At 71.1% G+C, this 21,768-nt stretch carries 17 protein-coding genes and 1 pseudogene; 11 read left to right on the top strand and 7 right to left on the bottom strand.

Annotated elements, in window-relative coordinates; all coding sequences use genetic code 11:
- Positions 1–7: 7 nt before the first annotated feature.
- The 3 genes from BIV04_RS04320 to BIV04_RS04310 all read right to left on the bottom strand — a co-directional run bounded on the left by BIV04_RS04320 (position 8) and on the right by BIV04_RS04310 (position 4,234).
- Complete coding sequence (locus tag BIV04_RS04320; protein ID WP_255364136.1) at positions 8–1,051, bottom strand: glycosyltransferase; 1,044 nt, start codon at positions 1,049–1,051, stop codon at positions 8–10.
- Between the two features lie 64 nt (positions 1,052–1,115).
- Positions 1,116–3,374 carry a hypothetical protein gene (locus BIV04_RS04315; RefSeq protein ID WP_071254353.1) on the bottom strand — a complete coding sequence of 753 codons (2,259 nt, stop codon included), beginning with the start codon at positions 3,372–3,374 and terminating at the stop codon, positions 1,116–1,118.
- Positions 3,371–4,234 (bottom strand): glycosyltransferase family 2 protein, encoded by an 864-nt coding sequence (locus BIV04_RS04310; protein ID WP_071254351.1) that lies wholly within the window; start codon positions 4,232–4,234, stop codon positions 3,371–3,373. Before BIV04_RS04310 ends, BIV04_RS04315 begins: the two co-directional genes overlap by 4 nt.
- Before the next feature lie 173 nt (positions 4,235–4,407).
- Between BIV04_RS04310 and BIV04_RS04305 the strand changes: the two genes are divergently transcribed.
- The 4 genes and pseudogenes from BIV04_RS04305 to BIV04_RS04290 all read left to right on the top strand — a co-directional run bounded on the left by BIV04_RS04305 (position 4,408) and on the right by BIV04_RS04290 (position 8,291).
- Entirely contained in the window at positions 4,408–5,361 is a 954-nt protein-coding gene (locus BIV04_RS04305) for an ABC transporter permease (protein ID WP_071254349.1), read from the top strand.
- A 33-nt stretch (positions 5,362–5,394) separates the two neighbouring features.
- Positions 5,395–6,090: pseudogene (locus tag BIV04_RS04300) on the top strand (ABC transporter ATP-binding protein); the annotation flags it as partial.
- 11 nt (positions 6,091–6,101) lie between these two features.
- Positions 6,102–7,493 (top strand): hypothetical protein, encoded by a 1,392-nt coding sequence (locus BIV04_RS04295; protein ID WP_071254347.1) that lies wholly within the window; start codon positions 6,102–6,104, stop codon positions 7,491–7,493.
- Between the two features lie 9 nt (positions 7,494–7,502).
- On the top strand, positions 7,503–8,291 hold the full coding sequence (locus BIV04_RS04290; protein ID WP_071254343.1) for a polyprenol monophosphomannose synthase: 789 nt from the start codon (positions 7,503–7,505) through the stop codon (positions 8,289–8,291).
- 66 nt (positions 8,292–8,357) lie between these two features.
- On the opposite strand, the gene BIV04_RS04285 is transcribed toward BIV04_RS04290, so the two are convergent.
- The 3 genes from BIV04_RS04285 to BIV04_RS04275 form a co-directional block, all read right to left on the bottom strand.
- On the bottom strand, positions 8,358–9,677 hold the full coding sequence (locus BIV04_RS04285; RefSeq protein ID WP_083396118.1) for a hypothetical protein: 1,320 nt from the start codon (positions 9,675–9,677) through the stop codon (positions 8,358–8,360).
- A complete protein-coding gene (locus BIV04_RS04280) occupies positions 9,674–10,993 on the bottom strand; it encodes an O-antigen ligase (RefSeq protein ID WP_071254341.1) in 1,320 nt (439 codons plus the stop codon). The genes BIV04_RS04285 and BIV04_RS04280 overlap by 4 nt, the downstream gene beginning before the upstream one ends.
- A gap of 64 nt (positions 10,994–11,057) precedes the next feature.
- Positions 11,058–12,254 carry an acyl-CoA dehydrogenase family protein gene (locus tag BIV04_RS04275; RefSeq protein ID WP_071254339.1) on the bottom strand — a complete coding sequence of 399 codons (1,197 nt, stop codon included), beginning with the start codon at positions 12,252–12,254 and terminating at the stop codon, positions 11,058–11,060.
- A gap of 154 nt (positions 12,255–12,408) precedes the next feature.
- Between BIV04_RS04275 and manA the strand changes: the two genes are divergently transcribed.
- The 5 genes from manA to BIV04_RS04250 all read left to right on the top strand — a co-directional run bounded on the left by manA (position 12,409) and on the right by BIV04_RS04250 (position 19,506).
- Complete coding sequence (manA, locus tag BIV04_RS04270) at positions 12,409–13,575, top strand: mannose-6-phosphate isomerase, class I (protein WP_071254337.1); 1,167 nt, start codon at positions 12,409–12,411, stop codon at positions 13,573–13,575.
- A gap of 44 nt (positions 13,576–13,619) precedes the next feature.
- The gene (gene galE / locus BIV04_RS04265; RefSeq protein WP_071254335.1) at positions 13,620–14,579 is read left to right on the top strand and encodes a UDP-glucose 4-epimerase GalE; all 960 of its coding nucleotides are present in this window, start codon (positions 13,620–13,622) and stop codon (positions 14,577–14,579) included.
- A 185-nt stretch (positions 14,580–14,764) separates the two neighbouring features.
- Complete coding sequence (locus BIV04_RS04260; RefSeq protein WP_177174756.1) at positions 14,765–15,100, top strand: WhiB family transcriptional regulator; 336 nt, start codon at positions 14,765–14,767, stop codon at positions 15,098–15,100.
- A 166-nt stretch (positions 15,101–15,266) separates the two neighbouring features.
- The gene (locus BIV04_RS04255) at positions 15,267–18,098 is read left to right on the top strand and encodes a glycosyltransferase (protein WP_071254334.1); all 2,832 of its coding nucleotides are present in this window, start codon (positions 15,267–15,269) and stop codon (positions 18,096–18,098) included.
- Positions 18,091–19,506, top strand: a complete 1,416-nt coding sequence (locus BIV04_RS04250) for a DUF5719 family protein (RefSeq protein ID WP_143048535.1) — start codon at positions 18,091–18,093, stop codon at positions 19,504–19,506. Before BIV04_RS04255 ends, BIV04_RS04250 begins: the two co-directional genes overlap by 8 nt.
- Positions 19,507–19,582: 76 nt before the next feature.
- On the opposite strand, the gene BIV04_RS04245 is transcribed toward BIV04_RS04250, so the two are convergent.
- Entirely contained in the window at positions 19,583–20,032 is a 450-nt protein-coding gene (locus tag BIV04_RS04245; RefSeq protein ID WP_043594324.1) for a metallopeptidase family protein, read from the bottom strand.
- 71 nt (positions 20,033–20,103) lie between these two features.
- Between BIV04_RS04245 and BIV04_RS04240 the strand changes: the two genes are divergently transcribed.
- Entirely contained in the window at positions 20,104–20,316 is a 213-nt protein-coding gene (locus BIV04_RS04240) for a DUF3499 family protein (RefSeq protein ID WP_071254330.1), read from the top strand.
- A complete protein-coding gene (locus BIV04_RS04235; protein ID WP_071254328.1) occupies positions 20,306–21,727 on the top strand; it encodes a phosphomannomutase/phosphoglucomutase in 1,422 nt (473 codons plus the stop codon). The genes BIV04_RS04240 and BIV04_RS04235 overlap by 11 nt, the downstream gene beginning before the upstream one ends.
- Positions 21,728–21,768 lie beyond the last annotated feature (41 nt).

Here is a 21,768-nt window from a genome sequence, read left to right as displayed (position 1 = left end):
CCGACCATCATCTCGGCTGACTGCTGCGGGGGACGTCTCGTCGCCCTGCCACGGCGCGTCGTGCCAGCGGCCCCCGACCGGGATCGCTCACGATCAGGTAAGAGGGGCGGCCCATGGCCATGTTGACCGCGACACCGATGTACTCGGCGACGATGCCGAGCGAGAAGAGGATGGCCCCCGACGACAGCAGCACGACCACGATGGTGGACGACCAGCCGGCCTCGAGCTGTCGACCGACCAGGGTCGAGATGATGACGTAGAGCGCGAAGAGCAGGCCCAACACGGCCAGGACGACCCCGAGGACGCTGACGATGCGCAGACCGCGGGTGCCCGAGGTCAAGACCATGCGCCAGAAGTGCGACAGCAGCTTGCGCAGGGAGTAGCCGCTCGTGCGGTCTCCCTCGTCGCGCAGCAGGACCGGGCTGGTGGTGACCCGGCGAGTGACCCAGCTGATCGCGACGTCGAGGTAGACGCCCGACCCGGCGTACGCGGAGACGCTCCGGCCCACGTCGCCGAGGATCAGCCGGTAGGACTGGAACAGCGACGCATCGCCGTCACCGAAGACGGCGCGCAGCACGGCCTTGGCCCCCTTGGACGCTGCGTTCCGGAGGTGGCCGTGGGGGGCGGCGTTCGTCGGACGCGCGTAGACCAGCGCAGCCTGCTCGCGCATGGCCGTGTCGAGCATCGAGTCGAGATAGGCCGGGTCGTGCTGGCCGTCCTCGTCGATGGTGGCGATCCAGTCGCCACCGGTCGAGGCCATGCCGGCGAGGGTGGCCGCGTGCTGGCCGAAGTTGCGGCTGAGCCACACGCCTCGGACGAGGTGGTGGGCCTGCTCGAGCTCGCGGATGACGCGGTCGGAGCCGTCGGGCCCGTTGTCGTGCACCAGCAGGATCTCGGTGACTTCGCGGCGGTGGCCGTCGGGTGTCTCGCGGACCGATGCCAAGGCGACGATCTCGTCGATCAGGCTCGGAAGCGTCTTCTCGCCTTGATAGACCGGAACGACCACCGACAATCGGTGGACCGGCGTCTCGTCGTCGGGCAGGGTCGGCACGGGTCGTGACTTTATCACAGGGCCTCTCGTCGGGTCGGGTGTGGCATCGTCGGCCCGCAGCGCCTCACGGGGTCAGGTCGAGGGCCTCGACCGAGGGTTGCAAGACGGCGATGGAGGTGAAGCCGACGGCCGCGGACTGACCGAGGGTCGTCTCGCCCCCGTCGGTTGATCCTTCGATCGTCACCGTCGTGACCCCGGGCGCGAGCTCGAGGTCGAGCGTGACGGTGGCCGAGCTCTCGTTGACCGGGACGACGCGCGTCGTCCCTGAGGTCGTGACGACCACGCTGGTGACGCTGGGCAAGGTGGTGAGGTCGATCTCGAGCGTCGCCGGCACGGCGGTCTCGCGGTCGTTCTGCACGACGACGCTGTTCACGGTGTCGTCGCCGCCGCTGGCGACATCGGTGCTGCCGGGCCGCGCCACCGGGGGATCGGTGATCTCTTCGGTGAGCTGCCGGCGTTCACCGGCGGGAAGCGAGGCGGCCGCCTCGGCGAGATCAGCGGGGATCGAGTACAACGCCCAACGCCCGCCGGGGGACTCGAGGGTCGGGGCGCCGAAGGACGGCTCGAGGGACGCCTCGACCTCGTCGCCGGAGTCGGCGTAGCCCTGACGGTCGACGAGGACTGCCGCGAAGCCGACGACGGCGAGCTGGTCGGCGATGGACGCACCCGGGTACTCCTGCAACGACTGGACCCACTCGCTCGTCGCGCGACCCTTGATGCCGCCCGCGGACCAGTGGACGTCCTGCGTGTGCAGGTACGGCTTGAGGAACTCGGTGTAGCTGAGACCGTTCGGGGTGCTGGCCTCGGGGAAATCGACGTAGGGCAGTTGCAGCACGTCCGAGCCCCGCCCGACCTCGTCCTGCACGGCGGAGAAGAAGGCCTGGTCGGACGCGAAGGCCGTGTCGTTCGCGGCGTAGGTGGGAACGGCACCCGAGTTCGTCTGGTCGTAGACACCCCCGCCGAGGAGCACGAGCGCCACCAGACCGCTGACCACCATGGGCGCCCGCCGCCAGCGAGGACGCCAGCGGGCCAGTCGCGTGAGGACCACGTCGACGATAAGCCCCACGGCGGCCAACGACAGCAGGCCGATGACGATCGAGAGGCGGTTCCACCCGCGGAGGTCGCTCGTCAGGAACGACAGGAGGCTCGAGACGCCGCCGAGGGTGCCGAAGAGGAACGCGAGGACGGCCAGGGCGGAGAGCACACGCAGCGTGCGGAAGCGCTCGGAATCGAGCGGAGTCGTCGACGCGGCGGTCCGGCGGCGGCCGAACAGCGTCACGAGTGCCAGCACGAGCAGGGCCACGAACCCGGCGGCGGCGACGGCCCCGAGGACGGGGGTCTCGGACGGGAAGGGGTAATAGGCATCGTAGAAGTGGCGCAGGTCGCCCAGTGCGGCGATGCGGTGGTTCGGGATCGGCAGCAGCAACTGGGTCAATTTGAAGGCGTAGAACTCGGTCTCGACCGGAGACCTGGTCAGGCCGCCGTTGGACTCGCCGTTCTGCCAGGCATAGATCGTGTCGGGCAGCATGTTGGCCACTGCGCTGGCGGCGAGAACGGCACCGGCGGCGATCGCCCCGACGAACCGTCGCCACGAGCGGTGCCGCCAGAACGCGGCCACGCCGGCGACGGCCAGCAGGACGATCGAGAAGAACGCGTAGTACGTCGAACTCGCGGCGGCGAGGGCGAGGCCGACGAAGACGCCGGCACCCCGTCCGGTGAACGCGCCGACCACGCGGTTCGAGACGCCCGCTCGACGCAGCCAGAGCGGCTGCCCCGTTCCGACCAGCCAGACCACCCAGAGGGCGATCGGCAGCAGGAAATACGACGCGAGCCAGAGGTGGTTCTCGTTGCGGACGAAGTGGTAGGGCGCCAGGGCGAAGAGCACCGAGAGGGCCATGGCCAGGAGACGCGACACGCCCACTCGGGAAAGGAAGAACAGTCCCCCCATCGCGCAGAGGACGAAACCGGCGACGTAGTAGACGTTCATGGCGACGGCCCAGTCGCCGAACAGCACGCCCAGCACCCGGCCAGCGGCGAAGTTCAGGTTGTCCGCCGTCGGGAAGTCATGGTAGGTCTGGCCGATCGGGGCTCCGAGCAAGGGCTGCGACTCGTACCACCCCGTCTCGAGCAGCGTCTTGAAGTGGGCCGAGACGGCCAGGGCATCACCCGCGTAGTAGAACGGGACGCTCCAGTCCGCGCGCCAGAGCTTCAGCACCCAGGTCGTCGCCGCGAGGGTGACGAGTGCCGTGACGAGGTAAGAGAGGCCGGCGGAGTGGACGACGCGGCGCAGGCGGCTCTCGTCGTCGGGTCGGGCAGTCGTCATCGGGTCTCCTCCTCGTGTCGGCCTGCCCCCGAGGCCATGCGCCGTCTCAGGACGACGTAGGCGAGGCGGCGCGTCTGGGCGACGAGGCGTGCACGCAGGTCGCCGAGACGCCGGTCGGCCTCGCTGATGACCTCGGGGTGCGTGCGGCGCAGTTCGGCATGCAAGCCGCGGGCCTGGCGCGACTGCTCCGTCGCCAGGGCGACGCTCCACTGTGTCGAGCTCAACCGGAACCCGCCGGCGAGCTCGGGGACGGCGGCGAGGTCGCCCAGCATCAGCGCGCGGCAATAGCTTGCCTGGTCGATGAGGTAAGGGAACGACGAATCCCACCCGCCGGCGCCGACGAAGGGCTCACGGCGGAACGTGACGCAGAAGGGCTCGCCGAACAGGTTCGTGCCCGCCCGGACCGTCGCCCGGACGGCCTCCGTGCCGGGCACCAGGCGGGATCGCCAGCGCGGGCCCCGGCGACCGATGATCGTCTTCGTCGACGCGTCGACCAGCGAGCGGGGGGACGAGGCGATCGTCGCGGAGGGGTGGGTGTCGAGAGCCGCCACATGCTGGGCGAGGGTGTGGGGGAAGAGAACATCGTCTCCCGGCACGAGGCGCAGGTACTCGCCCGTCGCGGCCTCGGTGACGCGGCTCCAGTTCGCCAGCGCACCGCCGCCCGCAGGGGTGCGCAGCAACGTGACGCGCTCGTCGTGCGCGTAGCGCTGCAGCACCTGCCAGGTGTCGTCGGTCGACGCATGGTCGGCGATGATCAACTCGAAGTCGTCGAACGACTGGTCGAGGATCGACCGCACCGTCTCGTCGACGAACTCGGCGTTGTTGTAGGCGGGCACGACGACGGATAGACGGGGTGACATTCACGCAACTCTCTGGCTTGACCAGAGGCAGAGTCTACCGATGCCCTGGGGTGGGACGGGTAAGCTGCCCCGGGCTGTCGGTGACGGCCTGTGATAATGATTCGTCGCCATGACCTCGACACCGCCGGTCCGGCGGGTCGTGGACGTCGTGGCGTCGAGAGTCTTGGAGAGTCGTGAGTACTGAATCGCAGACGCGCATCGAACGCATCGCGACGCTGCCCTTCGAGAAGGCAGGAGCCCCAGCCGGCGGCCTCGTGAGCGGCATCTCGCCGGCGGTCCGCGACATCTGGGCGCACCGGAGCCTCCTCGACCTCCTCATCCGCCGTGAGCTCAAGGCGCGCTACAAAGACAGCGCCCTGGGCTTCGTCTGGAGCTTCATCCGCCCGCTGACCATGCTGGCCATCTACTACTTCGCCGTGGGGCAGGTCCTCGGAGCGGCCCGCTCCGTGCCTCAGTTCGCCATCTACGTCTTCGCCGGTCTCACCCTCTGGGGCTTGTACAACGAGATCATCGCCAGCGGCACGACCTCGATCCTGGCCAACGCCGGGCTCATCAAGAAGGTCTACGTCCCGCGCGAGCTCTTCCCCCTCGCTTCGCTGGGGTCGGCGTTGTTCAACTTCGGCGTGCAGTTCCTGGTGCTGATGGCGGCGGTCGTCCTGCTCGGGCAGTTCCCGGTCTCGTGGAACCTCCTCTACCTGCCCGTCGCCCTCGTGCTGACCGTCATCTACGGCCTCGCCCTCGCGCTGTTGCTCTCGGCGCTGAACGTCTACCTCAGGGACATCCAGTACCTGGTCGAGGTGGCGCTGCTGATCCTCTTCTGGGCGTCGCCCATCGTGTACTCGTTCGGCATGGTCGTCGACCGGGCCGCAGCACGCGGGCAGGAGTGGATCGTCAACCTGTACCAGCTCAACCCGATGACCGACATCATCCTGGCCTTCCAGAAGGGCATCTGGCGGGCGGGCACCGAGACGACGACCCTCGCCGACGGCACGGTCGTCGGCCCGCAGCCCTACCCCGTCGACCTCGACTTCCGCCTGCTGGTCATCGGCGTCGTGGGGCTCGCCCTGCTCGTCGTCGCCCAGCGCATCTTCGCCCGCCTGCAGGGCAACTTCGCACAGGAGATCTGACCCGTGAGCCCAGCTACCGTTCCCGTCGTCACGATGGCCGACGTCTCCAAGCGCTTCGTCATCCGCAAAGAGAAGTCTCTGAAAGAGCGCATCGTGAACCTGGCGCGCTCGAACAAGCACAAGGACGACTTCTGGGCCCTCCGTGGCATCACGCTCGACATCGAGGCGGGCACCACCGTCGGCCTCATCGGCGCGAACGGCTCGGGCAAGAGCACGCTGCTGAAAGTCATCGGCGGCATCTTGCAGCCGTCGACGGGCGAGGTGAAGCGTCGAGGGCAACTCGCCGCGCTCCTCGAGCTCGGGGCGGGCTTCCACCCCGACCTCACGGGTCGCGAGAACGTCTTCCTGAACGGGGCGATCCTCGGCCTGTCCCAACAGCAGATCGCAGGCTTCTTCGACTCGATCGTCGAGTTCAGCGAGATCGGCGAGTTCATCGACACCCAGGTGAAGTTCTACTCGTCGGGCATGTACGTGCGACTCGCCTTCGCGATCGCCATCCACGTCGATCCCGACGTCCTGCTGGTCGACGAGGTCCTCGCCGTCGGTGACGAACCGTTCCAGCGCAAGTGCCTCGACAAGATCGAGGAGTTCCAGCGACAGGGCCGCACCATCGTCATCGTCACCCACGACCTCGGCACCGTCGAGTCGCTCTGCGACCGTGCCATCGTCCTGGCGCACGGCAAGGTCATCTTCGACGGGGGCGCCGTCGACGGTGTCGCCGCCCTGCGCGCCGAGTTCGGGTGACCGCGAGCGCGAGCCCCGGTGAGGGCGCTCCGGCCCCGCGGAACCCGGTCGTCGGCCTCGCGGCCGGCACGATCGTCCTCGGGGCGAGCAACTACGTCTACCTGGCCCTCGTCGGCAACGTCGTCGGAGGCGTCGAGAGTGCTCCTGTCTCGGTCCTCTGGACGATGATGGCGGGGCTCGCCGTCGGACTCTTCCAGCCCGTCGAACAAGTTCTGTCGCGGGCTCTCGCCCGTCGTCGGGCGAGAGGGCTCGACGTGCGGCCGTCGCTGCGCCGGGTTGCCCTGCTCGCCTGCAGCCTGCTCCTGGCTTCCCTTGTCGTCCTCGCCGTTGCCTTCGAACCCGCGTCGAGACTGCTCTTCTCCGGTCGTTCGGCCTTCACGCTCCTGCTGGCCGCTGGCCTCGTCTCGTCGACCGTGCTGTTCTTCGTCCGCGGTTGGCTGGCCGGTCAGGGACGTTTCGGCTCGTACGCCGTCGAGATGGCCTTCGAGGGGTTGCTCAAAATAGGGGCCGTCGCCGTCCTCGCCGGTGTCGGCCTGCGTGATCCGATGTTTCTGGCGGTCCCGCTCGTGGTCGCGCCGCTGGCCGCGTCCGCGGTCGCCGTCCTCGTCACGGGTGCGGGCCGCCGCTCAGGCGCCCGAGCACCGGTGGAGAACGCGTTGACGCCGGGAGGCGTCGCCGACGCGGCTGCCGCCGACGCCGCTGCCACCGCCCCTCACGAGGGCGTCGGCTTGCGGTCGTTCGCCGCCCTCACGACGGGGTCGCTGCTCCTGCAGCTCTTCGTCAACGCTGGTGTGCTGCTCACGCAGTTGTCGGTAGGCGGCCAGGCGACCGCCTTCACCGCGAGCCTGGTCGCCGGGCTGGCCATCGCGCGCATCCCGCTCTTCCTCTTCAACGCCGTGCAGTCGTTCCTGCTGACGCGTTTCTCCGTGGACGCCCAGGCCGGTCGGTTCCGTTCGCTCGCCCGGTCGGTCGGCGTCTGGAACGCCGTCGTCGTGTTGCTCGGCGTCGCGTGGGTGGTCCTCGTGAACATCACGGGTGCGACCGCGCTCTCGCTCTTCGGGCCGGGCTACGAACTGGCCACCCTGCAGCTCGTCCTGCTCGCCGCCTCCTGCGTGTTCCAGATCGCGACGATGGTCACGGTTCAAGGGCTCCTGGCCCTGCACCGCGACCGCACATCCATCGTGGCCTGGCCGGTGGGTCTGGTCGTCCTGCTCGCGGTGTTCGCGCTGCCATGGTCCGACCTCGGCATCGCCATCGGCGCGGCCATGCTCGCGGGGACGGCGACCGCCTTCGTGACGGCCGTGGCCGGTCTGGTCTGGTCGATCCGCCGCAACGCGGCCCCGCGGGCGTCCGCCGACCTCACCACGGGCGCCGACCCGGTGCACTAAACTCCAGCGGTGCGACCAACAGACCACCGGCCCCGTTCCCTCGTCGTCCTCCCCACCTACGACGAGGTCGAGAACCTCCCGATCATCCTGGGTCGACTCTTCGCCGCCGTCCCCGAGGTCCACGTCCTCGTGGTGGACGACGGCAGCCCCGACGGCACCGGGGAGCTCGCCGAGACGATGGCAGCGGACGACGAGCGCATCCACGTGGCACACCGCACCGGCAAGCTCGGGCTCGGCTCCGCCTACGTCATGGGCTTCGGCTGGGGCCTCGATCGCGACTACGACGTCGTCGTCGAGATGGACGCCGACGGCTCGCACCCGCCCGAGAAGCTGCCTGAGATGATCTCGCTCGTCAGCGCGGCCGGTGCGTCCGCCCCGAGCCTCGCGATCGGCTCTCGGTGGGTCCCCGGTGGCTCGGTCGTCAACTGGCCGGTCTCCCGCCAGGTCCTCAGCCGCGGCGGAAACCTCTACGCCCGTCTCGCCCTCGGCCTCCAACTCAAGGACGTCACGGCCGGGTTCCGCGCTTACACCCGTGAGGCCCTCGAAGCGATGGACCTCACGGGCATCGACTCGAAGGGCTACTGCTTCCAGGTCGACATGACCCTCCGCGTCCTGGACGGCGGCGGTCGGGTCGTCGAGGTGCCGATCGAGTTCCGCGAACGCGAGCTCGGCGAGTCCAAGATGAGCCAGGCCATCGTCGTCGAGGCCATGCTCCGGGTGACGAAGTGGGGCGTCCAGCGACGTCTGCAGACCCTGCTGGGCAAGCGACCCGGACCCCGCTGGGTCGTCGAGGACTGACGACGAGCCGAGGGTGCCGGGCCTGGCTCGGGATCGGCCACGGGTGACCGACCCGGCCCGCGCCTCCTACCGGCCGGCCGCCTGCGGCAACCGTGACCGCCACGACCTCTTGCGAGCCGCGATCGTCGCGATGGTGACGAAGGTCATCAGGGTCCCCTCGAAGAGGACGAAGCTCTCGGCGACGGCCGTCACCCCGATCAGGACCAGCACGAGCGCCGGCCAGACGTAGGCCACGATCGGGTGGCCCGAGGCCGTGATCCAGCTGCGCACGAACGCGAGGGTGCCGGCCACGGCGAGCAGGAGGCCCCCGACGAGGCCCAGCTGCAACCAGATGTCGAAGAACGCGTTCAGGCCCGTCTCGTGCGGTCGGCCGTTCGGGGCGATGATCGTCGAGTAGGGGAAGATCTCGGTCGGCCACTGCCCGACGAAGCCCCAGCCGACGATGTCGTGCACCGCGGCCAGTTCGCGGATGCGAGCCCAGAGCAGCGACCGGACCGAGAGGTCGTTCGTGGCGTCGACGGCATCGAGGAGGCGCGAGCGGCCCGCGTAGGCCAGCGCGCCCCCCAGCACCACGATCACCGCGAAGACCGACTGCATCAGCGACCGTCTCGACTCGGGGGCCCGCCTCAGCGCGTCGAGCGCCACGCCCGCCACGATCAGGACGATGACCGCGATCGCCGTCGCGGGGGAGCGGGCGAAGCCGAGCGCCGTGAGGGCGAGCACGCCCGAGGCCACGGCCTGTCGTCGGGGAACGGACCGGGTGAGGAACTCGACGGCGAAGGTGATGACGGCGAGCGTCGCCAGGAACCCGAGGTAGTTGCGGGTGCCCGAGATGCCCTGGATGGGCCCGCCTGCGGCGAGGTTGCCCTGGATGCCCAGGAACGCGATCGGCTGGTCGATCAGCAGACCGCTCAGCACTTCGAGCGACAACGAGACCACGAGCAGGATGCGCAGGGCGTCGCCGAACGCCCTCACGACCTGCACGAGGTCGCGTCCGAGTGCCAGGTAGAGCCCGAGCGCGCCGAACCCGACGGCGTAGGCCACCCCGCCGATCGTCACCCAGGTGTACTCGCTCCAGAAGACGCTGAGGCCCATGAACCCGAAGAGGGCGATGAGGGACACGGGCAGGATGCCGTGCCATTCGATGTGGTGCCGACCGCCGACCAGCGAGAGGGCCGCGAGCACGACGAGGGTGCCCAGCACGGCGAGCGAGCCCGGCCAGCCCATCAGTGCCCGGACCGACTGGGTCGAGAACGCGTAGAGCACGATGGCGACCGACAGGGCCTGGGAGAAGTGCCCGCCGGCCGAGAAGCCGATCCAGGCCGAGAGGTACCGGCGCAGGGGGTCCCGGTCGCGGTCGAACCCGTGGTCGTGGCCGGAGGTCACCGGTCGTGGCCCGTCCAGCCGAAGGGGTCGCGTCGGGTGACGAGCACGACGATCACGAACGTGGCCCACCCCCATTCGACGATCAAGCGGGACTCCGTCAACCCGTGGACGAGCAGGGCCGTCACGAGCAGCAGCGGCAGCAGGTCGAGGGCCGACCAGGGGGCCGCGACGTCGCGGGCCAGCATCCGACGGTCGACGGCCCACCACCAGGACCGCAGCACGACCCCGACGATGGTCAGGGCGAAGAGGATGAGGCCGATCCACCCCAGCTGGAACCAGACGTCGAGGTACGCGTCGTGCGCCTGCAGGTACACGACGCCGTTGCGCTCGGCGAGGTCGGTGAACGGTTCGACGAACGGGAACCAGTAGCTGACCCAGCCCCAGCCCACGACGGGGTGCTGGACGCCGAGATCGTAGACGGCCGACCAGATGTCGGTGCGACCCGTCAGGTCGCCGCTCTTGCCGAGCACGGCCAGCAGGGGGCCGCGGGCGAGCACGGCGACGGCGAGGCCCGCGACGACGACGAAGGCCGCCACGCCGAAGACGGGGGCCCGGCGACCGGGCTCGCGACGGCGGGTCGCCAGCACCAGCAGCAGGACGAGGCCGACGGCGACCGCGACCACCGCGACCGTCGCCGACCGGGTCAGCGCGAGGGCCAGCAGCGCCGCGGCGAGCCCGACGACCGTCGAACCGCGGGTGATCGACCGGTCCGCCGCCTGGACGGCCGTGACGATCAGGGCGAGCAAGGCGATGATCGCCAGGATGTTGCTGTTGCCCTGCAGCCCTTGGATGCGTCCGCCCTCGAACAACACGTCGCGCGACCAGAACCACGCCGCCGGCCGCCCCGTGCAGTCCAGGTAGACCGGGCAGACCGGCTGTCGGACGAACAGCCCGACGACGACCTCGAACAGCAGGGAGGCCACGACGTGGAGGCGCAGCGCTCGGCCGAGAGCGGTCACGATGGCCGGCCACGGGGCGACGACGGTGATCGCCAAGGCGCCCACGGTCGTCATCAGCGTGAGGACGATGCCGATCGCCGACCCGGCCGGGTACTGGGACCACGCGATCGAGGCGACGGCGAAGACCAGGAAGAGGACGAGGAGGCGCGGGAGGGTCCGCACCCGGGGCGGGTGCCGCACGACGAGGACGACCGCCGTGACGACCATCGCGACGCAGGCCGCCCCCCAGCCCCACCAGCCGGTTCCGTTGCGCAGGACGTCGCCGCCGAAGAGCACGAGGAACGCGAGCGTCGCGAACGTCGTGGCTCCGCGCGCGGGCGCCACTCGGGCGGGCCGCGCGGGCAGCGTCGAGGTCATGGGCACCAGGCTAGACGACGGGGGAGGCGCGGCGGGGCGACCAGGGGTCACCCCGCCCGTCGGATCAGACGAAGGCCGCCTGGCCCGTGATGCTGCGGCCCACGATGAGGGTGTTCATCTCGCGGGTTCCCTCGTAGCTGTACAGCGCTTCGGCATCGGCGAAGAACCGGGCGACGTCGTATTCGAGGACGATGCCGTTGCCGCCCATGACCTCACGGGCGTATCCGACCGTCTCTCGCATGCGGGCCGTCGTGAACGCCTTGGCGAGGGAGGCGTGCTCGTCGCGCTGGGTGCCCTCGTCGAGCATCTGGGAGCACCGCACCACCATGCCGATCGACGCCGTGATGTTGCCGATGCACTTGACCAGCAGGTCCTGGATCAGTTGGTGCTTGGCGATGGGCTTGCCGAACTGCACGCGCTCGTTGGCGTACGCCAGGGCGGCCTCGTACGCGCCGATCGAGTTGCCCACGGCCGCCCAGGCGACCTCGGCCCGGGTCAGGCGGAGCACGGCCGCCGTGCTGCGGAACGAATCCGCCTGCTGCAGCCGGTTGCGTTCGGGCACGCGGACGTCCTCGAGGGTGATGTCGGCGTTCTGGACGATGCGGAGGCTCTGCTTGTCCTCGATCTTGGTCGCCGTGTAGCCCGCGGTGTCGGTCGGGACGATGAAACCCTTGACCTGGCCGTCCTCGGCGCTCTTGGCCCAGATGATCGTGATGTCGCTGAACGTGGCGTTGCCGATCCACCGCTTGGAGCCGTTCAGCACCCAGTCGTCGCCGTCACGGGTCGCGATCGTGCGGAGTCCCTGGGCCGAGTCGGACCCCGACAACGGCTCGGTCAGGCCGAAGGCGCCCACCAGGTCGCCGCTCGCCATGCGGGGCAGCCACTCTGCGCGCTGCTCGGGCGAACCACCGACGCCGATCGACCCCATCGCCAGGCCGTTCTGCACGCCGACGAAGGTCGCGACGGACGCGTCGACGCGGGCGAGCTCGAGTGCGACCCAGCCGCGGAAGACGGCGGAGTTCTCGAAGGGGCGCGTCTCCTCCCACGGCATGCCGAACAGGCCGAGGCCGGCGAGGCCCTTGACGATCTCGTGCGGGAAGGTCGCGTCCGCCCAGTGGCGGTTCACGCCGGGCTTGACCTCGGTCTCGAGGTAGCGGCGCAGATCGGCCAGCACACCCTTCTCGCGGTCGGAGAGCAGGTCTTCGTAGCCGTAGAAGTCGCTGACGAGAGAGGTGAACGAGGTGAGGGTCGCTGATGACATCCGGGCTCCATTGCTTCGTGTCGGGACGACAGGAGCCTAGGCAGCGCTTCGGCCGTGACCAAGGGATTGGTAGCTTTGGTCAACGCCCCGGCGCCGTCGACCGTACGGCTTTGTAGGGGGCGACCAAGCACGACCTCGACAAGCAGGTAAAGCCATGTTCCTCCCCATCACCAACACGCCCCGCGACTACGCCTGGGGTTCGACGACGGCCATCGCGGACCTGCTCGGTCGTCGACCGAGCGGCCGCCCCGAGGCCGAGCTCTGGCTCGGCGCACACCCGGGCTCGCCGAGCGTCGTCGTCGCTCCGGCGGTGGTGGGCGGGGCCGACACCCTCGCCGACTGGTTCGCCGCCGAGCCGGCCCGGGCCCTCGGCCGCGATCGGGACCACCTGCCGTTCCTTCTCAAGCTGCTCGCGGCCGACGGCCCGCTGTCGATCCAGGCGCACCCGACCCCCGAGCAGGCCCGCGAGGGATTCGCTCGTGAGGACGCCGCCGGCATCCCGCTCGACGCCCCCGAGCGCAACTACAAGGACTCGTCCGCCAAGCCCGAGATCATCGTGGCGCTGAGCGACACCTTCGACGCCCTCTGCGGGTTCCGCGAGCCGACCGAGACCCTGGCCGACATCGACCTCCTCGACGACGGCTCGGGGCGCCTCGACACGCTCCGTCGGTACCTGGGCGAGTCCCTCCGGTCGACCCTCGCCTTCCTCTTCCAGGCCGACGACGACTCGGCCGCGACCATCGCCGCGGTCAGCGAGCTCGCCGCCGCCCACCGGGCCGACGGCGCGAGCGTCGCGACGGTCGTCGACCTGGCCGAGCGCTACCCGGGCGACCCCGGCGTCGTCCTCTCGCTGCTGCTCAACCGGGTGACGCTCCGCGCCGGCGAGGCGCTGTTCCTTCCCGCCGGCAACGTGCACGCGTACCTCGGCGGCTTCGGCGTCGAACTCATGGCCCCGTCCGACAACGTGCTGCGCGGTGGGCTGACACCCAAGCACGTCGACGTCCCCGAACTGCTCAAGGTCCTCGACTTCGAACCGCTGCCCGTGCCCCGACTCGAGCCGACCACGGTCGCCCGGGGGGTCGAGCGCTTCGCGCCGCACGGCACGGGGTTCGCCATGCTCAGGGTCGACGCCTCGGGACCGGGGGCCGTCGTCGAGATCGGCGGGCCGAGCATCGTCCTGGTCACCGACGGCGAGGTCCACGTCAAGGGGCAGGACGGCACCATCCGGCTCGGTCGTGGTGAGTCCGCGTTCGTGACGCCCGACGAGGTCCGGCTCGCGATGACCGGCGACGGCACCGCGTACGTGGCCACGCCGGCCTGAGCCGGGCCCGCCACCACCCGCCGGGCACCCGGTAGGTTGGCCCCATGTCATGGTTGGTCACCGGCGGTGCCGGGTACATCGGTTCTCACGTCGTCCGCGAGTTCACGGGGGCGGGCATCGACGCGGTGGTGCTCGACGACCTCTCGTCCGGCCTCGAGGGCTTCGTGCCCGCCGACGTGCCGTTCGTCCGAGGCTCCATCCTCGACCGCGAGCTGATCGAGCAGACCATCGACCGTCACGGTGTCACGGGCGTCGTCCACGTCGCGGGCTACAAGTACGCCGGGGTCTCGGTCCAGCGTCCGCTGCACACCTACGACCAGAACGTCACGGGGACCGCCCGCCTCCTCGAGGCCATGTCGAGCCGCGGCGTCGACCGGATCGTGTTCTCGTCGAGCGCGGCCGTCTACGGCACCCCGCCCACCGAGCTCGTCACCGAGGACACCCCCAAGGCGCCCGCGTCACCATACGGCGAGAGCAAGCTGATCGGCGAGTGGCTGCTGCGTGACCAGGCCGTGGCCGAGGGGCTGCGACACACGAGCCTGCGCTACTTCAACGTGGTGGGCTCGGGACGACCCGACCTCTGGGACGCCAGCCCGCACAACCTCTTCCCGCTCGTCTTCGCGGCTCTCGTCGAGGGACGCGTCCCGCGCATCAACGGCGAGGACTACGACACCCCCGACGGCACCTGCGTCCGCGACTACGTCCACGTCGCCGACCTGGCGGTCTCTCACGTCGCCGCGGCCCGCCGACTGGACGCGGGCGAGTCGGTCGAGCCCGCCTACAACCTCGGTTCGGGCGGGGGCGTGTCGGTGGCCGAGATCATGGCCGCGATGCGCGAGGGAACCGGCATCGACTTCACGCCCGAGATCGCTCCGCGCCGCCCCGGCGACCCCGACCGCATCGTCGCGGACGGCAGCCTGGCGGCGCGCGACCTCGACTGGGAGATGCGGCACACGCTCCTCGAGATGGTCACGAGCGCCTGGCAGGCCGCGCCTCGCGGCTGACGGACGACTCCGCGCCCGACGTCACCCGTTCCGGTCGAAACGTCCCCCGACACGCCGGGGCTCCCTTGCCCCTGATCGGGGGGTGGAGGGTTTATTGGCCCTCGACTTGACGGATGGGTAATGACACCGGTGTAATTACCTTGTCGCGTACATTCACGGGCGATCGACACGAGGGGAGATGCGCTGTGGGCATCCACGAGAACCGCGCCGGCGTCCCGGACGACTGGCACGTCGACCCGATCCAGCTGGGCGTCCCCGGCGTCGGATCGTCGGCGTCGCGCATCACCGTCGCCGACGACGAGAACCAGCTGGCCTGGCAGGCGGATTCGCTCTGCGCCCAGACCGACCCCGAGGCCTTCTTCCCCGAGAAGGGCGGCTCCACGCGGGACGCCAAGAAGATCTGTGCCTCCTGCGACGTCCGGGCCCAGTGCCTCGAGTACGCCCTGCAGAACGACGAGCGCTTCGGCATCTGGGGCGGACTGTCCGAGCGCGAGCGTCGCAAGCTCCGCAAGCAGGCCTGACCCGCGCCTCCTCGGCTTCCGACGGCATCGACCCCTCCGGGTCGGTGCCGTTCCGTCGTCCCGGGCCGAGGTCGAGGGACCAGGAGGCGCGGGTCGCCACGTCTCGCTCGTCGCGTCGGCGCGCCGAGCCGGTGCCCGCGTCGGTGCGACCTAGGCTGCACGAGTCATGCAGCCGAGAGTCACAGCGATCCTCGTCGCCCCTGGTGGAGCGACCTACCTCGACCGAACCCTCGACGGGCTGTCGCGTCAGACGCGGCCCCCCGAGGCGTTGGTGGTGGTCGACACCGGCGGCAAGGACTCGGCCGCGGGCCGACTGTCGCTCAGCGGTGCCGCCCAGCTGGCCTCCCTGCCCGACGCGAAGACCTTCGGTGCCGCCGCCGCGCACGGCGTGCGGCTCTCCGACCCGGGCGACGGCGACCCCGACGAATGGGTCTGGCTGCTCGGCCACGACAACGCGCCCGCGCCCGAGGCGCTCGAGCACCTCATGACGACCGTCGAGGTGTCGCCGTCCGTCGCGGTCGCGGGGCCCAAGCTGATGCGGTGGGGCCAGCCCGGCGTCATCGCCGAGTTCGGCGAGACCGTCACCCGGTACGGCGCCTCGCTCGCCCGCGTCGAGAACGAGCTCGACCAGGGCCAGCACGACGTCACCGACGACGTGCTCGGCGTCGCGGCCGGCGGCATGCTCGTCCGTCGCACCGTCTGGACCGCGCTGGGCGGCTTCGATCCCGCGCTGCCGCACGTGGACGCGGCGCTCGACTTCTCGATCCGCGCCCGTCTCGCCGGTCACCGTGTGGTGCTCGTGCCCGATGCGAAGGTCGACAGCGCCGGACCGCCGGAAGAGTTCGGCCACGGACCCGTCGGTCACGCCCGTCGAGCGCGCCTCCACCGTGCGGCACAACTGCATCGACGCCTCGTCTACTCGGCGGCCGTCCTGTTGCCGCTGCACTGGCTGAGCCTCGTACCGTTGGCGGTCGTGCGCAGCGTCTGGCACCTCCTCACCAAGAACCCCGGAGCCGTGGTGGGCGAGTTCGCCACAGCCTTCCGGGCTGCCTTCGGCGGCTCGCACGTGCGGTCCGCCCGCCGGGCCCTCGCCCGGACCAAGAGCGTCGGCTGGAGTTCGGTCGAGCCCCTGCGGGCGTCACGCGCGTTGCTGCGTGAACGTCGCGTCACCGAACGCGATGCCCAGGTCGCCGTCGTCGAGGACGCACCCGATCCGCGGGCCAGCTTCGTCCACTCGGGCGGTCTCTGGGTCGTCCTGGTCGCAGCCGTCGTCGGCGTGGTCGCGTTCCTGCCGCTGCTCGGCAACCCGGCCGTGACGGGTGGGGGACTCCTGCCGCTCAGCACCTCGGTGGGTCAGCTGTGGTCGTCGGTCGGCTACGGCTGGCGCGAGATCGGCACCGGGTTCCTCGGTCCCTCCGACCCGTTCGCCGCACTCGTCGCCGTCCTGGGCAGCCTGACGCCCTGGTCGCCGTCCACCGCGGTCGTCGGCGTCTACGTCGTGGCCCTGCCGCTCTCGGCGCTGGGGGCCTGGTTCGCCACCCGCCGCGTGACCCGCCGCACCTGGGTGCCCGCCGTCGCCGCCGCGCTCTACGCCCTCTCGTCGCCGCTGCTCTCGGGGTTGCAGTCCGGACACCTGGGCGCCGTCCTCGCGCACGTGGCGCTCCCGTTCCTGGTCTGGGCGATGATCGGCGCCGCGAGGTCCTGGACGGCCGGGGCCACCGCCTCCTTGCTGTTCGCCGTCGTCGCCGCTGCTGCTCCGTCGCTCGTCCCGGCGCTGCTCGTCGGCTGGCTCGGGTCGATCGTCAGCCGCCCGCGCGGCACCCATCGCCTCGTCGCGGTGCCCCTGCCCGCGCTGGCCCTCTTCGCCCCGCTCGTCGTCGCCCAGCTGCAGCGGGGCACCTGGTGGGCCGTGTTCGCCGACCCCGGGGTCCCGACGAGGTCGGACCCCGCGTCGCCGCTGCAGCTGCTGCTCACGTCGCCCGAGACGGGTCTCAACGGCTGGACGGCCCTGATCGCCGCCACAGGCTTCTCGTCCGCCACGCTCGCCGTGCTGGTCGCCGTCGCGATCGCCCCGCTGGCGCTGCTCGCCGTGGCCTCGCCGTTCGTAGGCTCGCAGCGCCGCGCGGTCCCCGCCCTCGCGCTCGCCCTGCTCGGCTACCTCACGGCCGTCGCCGCGACCCACGTGTCCGTCACGGGCGTCGGCAGCGACACGACCACGATCTGGGCCGGCAGTGGGCTGAGCCTGTACCTGCTGGGACTCGTCGGCGCCGCGGCCGTGACCCTCGACCGGTTGCCGAGGGTCGCCCCGCCGGCCGGTGCCCTGGTCGCCGTGCTCGCGGTGGCGGCCGCGGCCCCCACCGTCATCGCGTCGTTCGGTCCCGTGGCCGACGTCCGTCCGAGCTCGGGCCGCATCCTGTCGGCCTACGTCACGGCGGAAGCCGAGGCGACGCCGGACGTCGGGACGCTCGTCCTGACGCCTCAGCCGGACGGTTCGCTCGCCGTGTCGCTCGAGCACGGGCAGGGAGCGACGCTCGACGACCAGTCGACGCTCGACTCGACCGCCCAACGCCTCACCTCGGTCAACGAGGACCTCACGGTCCTGGCGGGGAACCTCGTCAGCCGCAGCGGTTTCGACCCGACCGACGACCTGCGTCGACTCGGTGTCGGGTTCGTGCTGCTGACGGCCACCGACGACGACGGCGACGCCGACCGGCTCGGCCAGCGAGCGGGCGAGGCCCTCGACGCCGACGCCGACTTCCTGCCCGTCGGCGACACGTCCAACGGCCTGCTCTGGCGGTACGTGGAGGCGCAGGACGAGCGCGACGCGCGTCCGGCTGCCGGACCGCTGCGTCCGATCGTCCTGATCAGCTGGGGACTCGTCTTCGGTTCCGCCCTGCTGCTCGCCATCCCGACGTCGCCGCGGCGACGTCGATCCCGGGCCGGGACGCCCGAGGCAGAGCAGCCCGCCACGACCTTCGACGAGGAGCGAGATGAATAAGCGATCGGTCTTCTCCACGACAGGACGAGTGGCGGTCGGCGTCGTCGGCCTCGCCGTCGCCGCGGCGGTCGTCGGGGGTGCCGCGGTCGTGCGCCTGCCCTCGTTCGAGACGGTGCCGGCGGGCCAGCTCGTGACCCCGGTGCCCGTCGACCAGCAGCGGGTCTGCACCGGTGCGCTGCTGCAGCTCTCGGACGCCGAGGGGCAGCAGGCCACGACCGCGAGTTCGGTCGGTCGGGCCGCCGTCGCGCGGCAGTCGAGCGAGGGCGACGTCGACGTCGACGAACTCGCCGGTGCCGACGGCAGCGACTCGCGGCCGTCCGTGGTCACCGCCCCCGTCGAGGGCACCGACGTGCCCCTCGTCGCGGCGGCCCAGAGCCAGTCGGTCGACGAGGGCGACCTGCGCGGCTTCGCGTCGGCGCCGTGCACCGAGCCCACCAGCTCGACGTGGCTGATCGGCGGCTCGACCGAGACGGGGCGCGTCTCGCTGATCAGCCTCGTGAACCCCAGCGACGTGAACGCCACCGTCGACCTCGACATCCGGTCCGAGACCGGCGAGGTGCAGGGCCCCGGCATCGACGGCGTCGTCGTCGCGCCACGCAGCCAGAAGGTGGTGCCGCTCTCGGGCTTCGCCACCGGACTCGTCTCGCCGGCCGTCCACGTGTCGAGTCGCGGTGGGCAGATCGTCGCCACCCTCCAGCAGAGCGTCGTCCGGACCCTCGAACCCGGCGGCGTGGACATCGTGACCGGGTCCGCCGCACCCTCGCGCGAGTCGGTCGTCACGGGGATCGTCGTCCGCGACTCGGCGAACCTCGAGGGTGCGCTGGCCGACCCGTCGTCCTCCGACCTCCAGTCCGTGCTGCGCGTTCTCGTCCCGGGACAGGATTCCGCGCAGCTGAGCGTCTCGTTGGCCACCGACGACGGCACCGGCACCACCTTCGAGACCCGGGTCGAGGGGGGGCGCGTGACCGACGTGCCGATCGACGGGCTCGAGGACGGCGTCTACACCGCCACCGTGCGATCGTCCACGGCCGTGGCCGTGGCCGCCAGGACCTCCACCGTCGCCGCCGACGCGGGAGGCGTGGACCTGAGCTGGGCCGCCTCGTCGCCGCGCCTCTCGGGTGACACCGAGGCCGTCGTGCCCGACGGTGAGGGCGGACGCCTCTGGCTCGCGAACCCCGGTCAGGACGCCGTGACGGCCAAGGTCACGGTGGGTGACGGCGACGAGCGGGACGTCGAGGTGCCCGGTGGGTCGACGGTCGGCGTCGACGTGGCCCCGGGCGACGCCGTCCGGCTCGAGGACGCCGACGACCTGCGGGCGGGCGTCAGCTTCTCGGCGCCCGCGGCCATCGCCGCCTGGCCGGTGACCTCGCCGTTCCCGGCGTCGACGCCCGTGACCGTCTACCCCTGACGACGCCGGCACGGGCCCGTGGACGTCCGGGGTGGCCCCGACGACCCGGGTGGCCCCGACGACGCACCGGCTCGGTTCAGCCGTCGCGCCAGCGGTCGGGCGCGAGCTCCCACGGGTCCTTGCCGAGCAGGTCGGCCACGGCGCGGAACACGTAGCCCTCGACGAGCACGCGGTGGTTCCACTCGTCCTCGGCGGCGCCCCGTCGGTCGTGCGACGGAGCGAGCCGCTCGATCGGCAGGCGGTACAGCACCACCCGGCCGGCGGCTCGATCGACCGACCAGCGTTCGACGCGGGTGCGGTCGGGTTCCGCGGGGAGGCCGGCGACCTCGAACGACGTGTCGGCGAGTTCGTCGGGCCACGCCTCGCGCAGGTAGTCGGCGGTGGCGGCCACGATGTCGTCGAAGAGGTCGACCCGCGTGCGCAGGAAGGGCAGGTGGGGCCCTGCGGCGGACGACCGCAACCCCCGCCCGTGGCGGTCGCGCCGACGGGACCGGTCGGTGACGCGTGCGCGGCGGGCCTTGCTCATCCGCCCATCGTAGGCCCGCCGGGGAGGCGCGGGTCGGCCCCCGGGGGACCTCGCGATAGTCTGTCCGCCAGATGAACGGTCGACCCTGCAGCAAGGTGACGTGCCGCGACGAGGCCGTCGCGACGCTGACGTACGTGTACGCCGACTCGATGGTCGTCGTCGGGCCCCTGAGCGACCGCGTCGAGCCCCACGGCTATGACATCTGTGGCCGACACGCTGCCTCGCTGTCGGTGCCTCAGGGCTGGCAGGTGCTCCGCCGGGTAGTTTTGGGTCATGACAACTGAGAACGACCCCGTCGACCTGACCGCCTTCGTCAAGACCTACGACGTCCGCGGGCTCGTAGGCAGCCAGTTGACCGAGACTGTGATCGAGGCCTTCGGTGCGGCTTTCTCCGACGAGATCGACGGTGCCGGCCGCGACCTGGTCGTCGGCCACGACATGCGCGACTCCTCGCCGGGCTTCGCCGACGCCTTCGCCCGGGGCGCCCGCGCCCGGGGAGCGAACGTCGTCGCCCTGGGCCTGTGCTCGACCGACGAGTCGTACTTCGCCTCCGGCTCGCTCGACGCCCCGGCGGCCATGTTCACCGCGAGCCACAACCCGGCCACCTACAACGGCATCAAGATGAGCCGGGCCGGTGCCCAGGGCGTCAGCCTCGACACGGGGCTGTCCTCGATCCGTGACCGCGCCTCCTCGTTCCTGGCCGACGGCATCGAAGCCGTCGCCGAGCCCGGCACGATCCGAGAGCACGACGCGCTGCCCGACTACGCCGCCTACCTGCGCGGACTGGTCGACCTCTCCGGCATCCGGCCGATCAAGGTCGTCGTCGACGCGGGCAACGGCATGGGCGGGCTGACGGTCCCGGCGGTGCTGGGCGAGGCCGCGGGTCTGCCGAAGCTGCCGATCGAGATCATCCCGCTGTACTTCGAACTCGACGGAACCTTCCCGAACCACGAGGCCAACCCCCTCGACCCGGCGAACCTCGTCGACCTGCAGAAGACCGTCCTCGAGCACGGGGCCGACCTGGGGCTGGCGTTCGACGGCGATGCCGACCGCTGCTTCGTCGTCGACGAGAAGGGCGACGCCGTGACCCCGTCGGCCGTGGCCGCGATCGTCGCCGTCCGCGAGATCGCCCGCGTCCGTGCCGCCGAGCCCGAAGCCGAGATCTCGGTGATCCACAACCTCATCACGTCGCGCGCGGTGCCCGAGGCCATCGAGGCCGCCGGGGCGACCCCGGTGCGCACCCGCGTCGGCCACTCGCTGATCAAGGACGAGATGCGGGCGACCGGCGCGATCTTCGGCGGCGAGCACTCGGCGCACTACTACTTCCGCGACTTCTGGAGCGCCGACAACGGCATGTTGGCCGCCATGCACGTCCTGGCCGAGTTCGGGGCGCAGGTGGAGCCGCTCTCGACCCTGACCGACCGCTACACGCCCTACGCGGCGAGCGGCGAGATCAACTCGACCGTCACCGACGTGCCGGCGGCGTACGCGCGCATCGTCGAGGCCTATGCCGGGGTCGGCGACTTCGACGAGCTCGACGGGCTCACGGTCAGCGGGACGTCCGACGACGGCTTCTGGTGGTTCAACGTCCGGCCGTCGAACACCGAGCCGTTGCTGCGCCTCAACGCCGAGGCGGCGACGCCCGCCGGCATGGAGCGTGTCCGTGACGACGTCCTCGGGCTGATCCGCGGCTGACGGTCGGCCGAGCCGCGGCCGCGGGGCGGACTCGTTACCCC

It is taken from the genome of Frigoribacterium sp. MCBA15_019 (assembly GCF_001864945.1).
Taxonomy (GTDB): Bacteria; Actinomycetota; Actinomycetes; order Actinomycetales; family Microbacteriaceae; genus Frigoribacterium.
This window is presented reverse-complemented; position numbering and strand designations above follow the sequence as displayed.

What these genes read in the sequence shown, in the direction of transcription:
- BIV04_RS04310 (WP_071254351.1), bottom strand. Translation starts at nt 4,234, where the DNA reads ATGTCACCCCGTCTATCCGTCGTCGTGCCCGCCTACAACAACGCCGAG.
- manA (WP_071254337.1), top strand. Translation starts at nt 12,409, where the DNA reads ATGTTCCTCCCCATCACCAACACGCCCCGCGACTACGCCTGGGGTTCG.
- BIV04_RS04240 (WP_071254330.1), top strand. Translation starts at nt 20,104, where the DNA reads ATGAACGGTCGACCCTGCAGCAAGGTGACGTGCCGCGACGAGGCCGTC.
- BIV04_RS04255 (WP_071254334.1), top strand. Translation starts at nt 15,267, where the DNA reads ATGCAGCCGAGAGTCACAGCGATCCTCGTCGCCCCTGGTGGAGCGACC.
- BIV04_RS04275 (WP_071254339.1), bottom strand. Translation starts at nt 12,254, where the DNA reads ATGTCATCAGCGACCCTCACCTCGTTCACCTCTCTCGTCAGCGACTTC.
- BIV04_RS04315 (WP_071254353.1), bottom strand. Translation starts at nt 3,374, where the DNA reads ATGACGACTGCCCGACCCGACGACGAGAGCCGCCTGCGCCGCGTCGTC.
- BIV04_RS04250 (WP_143048535.1), top strand. Translation starts at nt 18,091, where the DNA reads ATGAATAAGCGATCGGTCTTCTCCACGACAGGACGAGTGGCGGTCGGC.
- BIV04_RS04280 (WP_071254341.1), bottom strand. Translation starts at nt 10,993, where the DNA reads ATGACCTCGACGCTGCCCGCGCGGCCCGCCCGAGTGGCGCCCGCGCGC.
- galE (WP_071254335.1), top strand. Translation starts at nt 13,620, where the DNA reads ATGTCATGGTTGGTCACCGGCGGTGCCGGGTACATCGGTTCTCACGTC.
- BIV04_RS04235 (WP_071254328.1), top strand. Translation starts at nt 20,306, where the DNA reads ATGACAACTGAGAACGACCCCGTCGACCTGACCGCCTTCGTCAAGACC.
- BIV04_RS04245 (WP_043594324.1), bottom strand. Translation starts at nt 20,032, where the DNA reads ATGAGCAAGGCCCGCCGCGCACGCGTCACCGACCGGTCCCGTCGGCGC.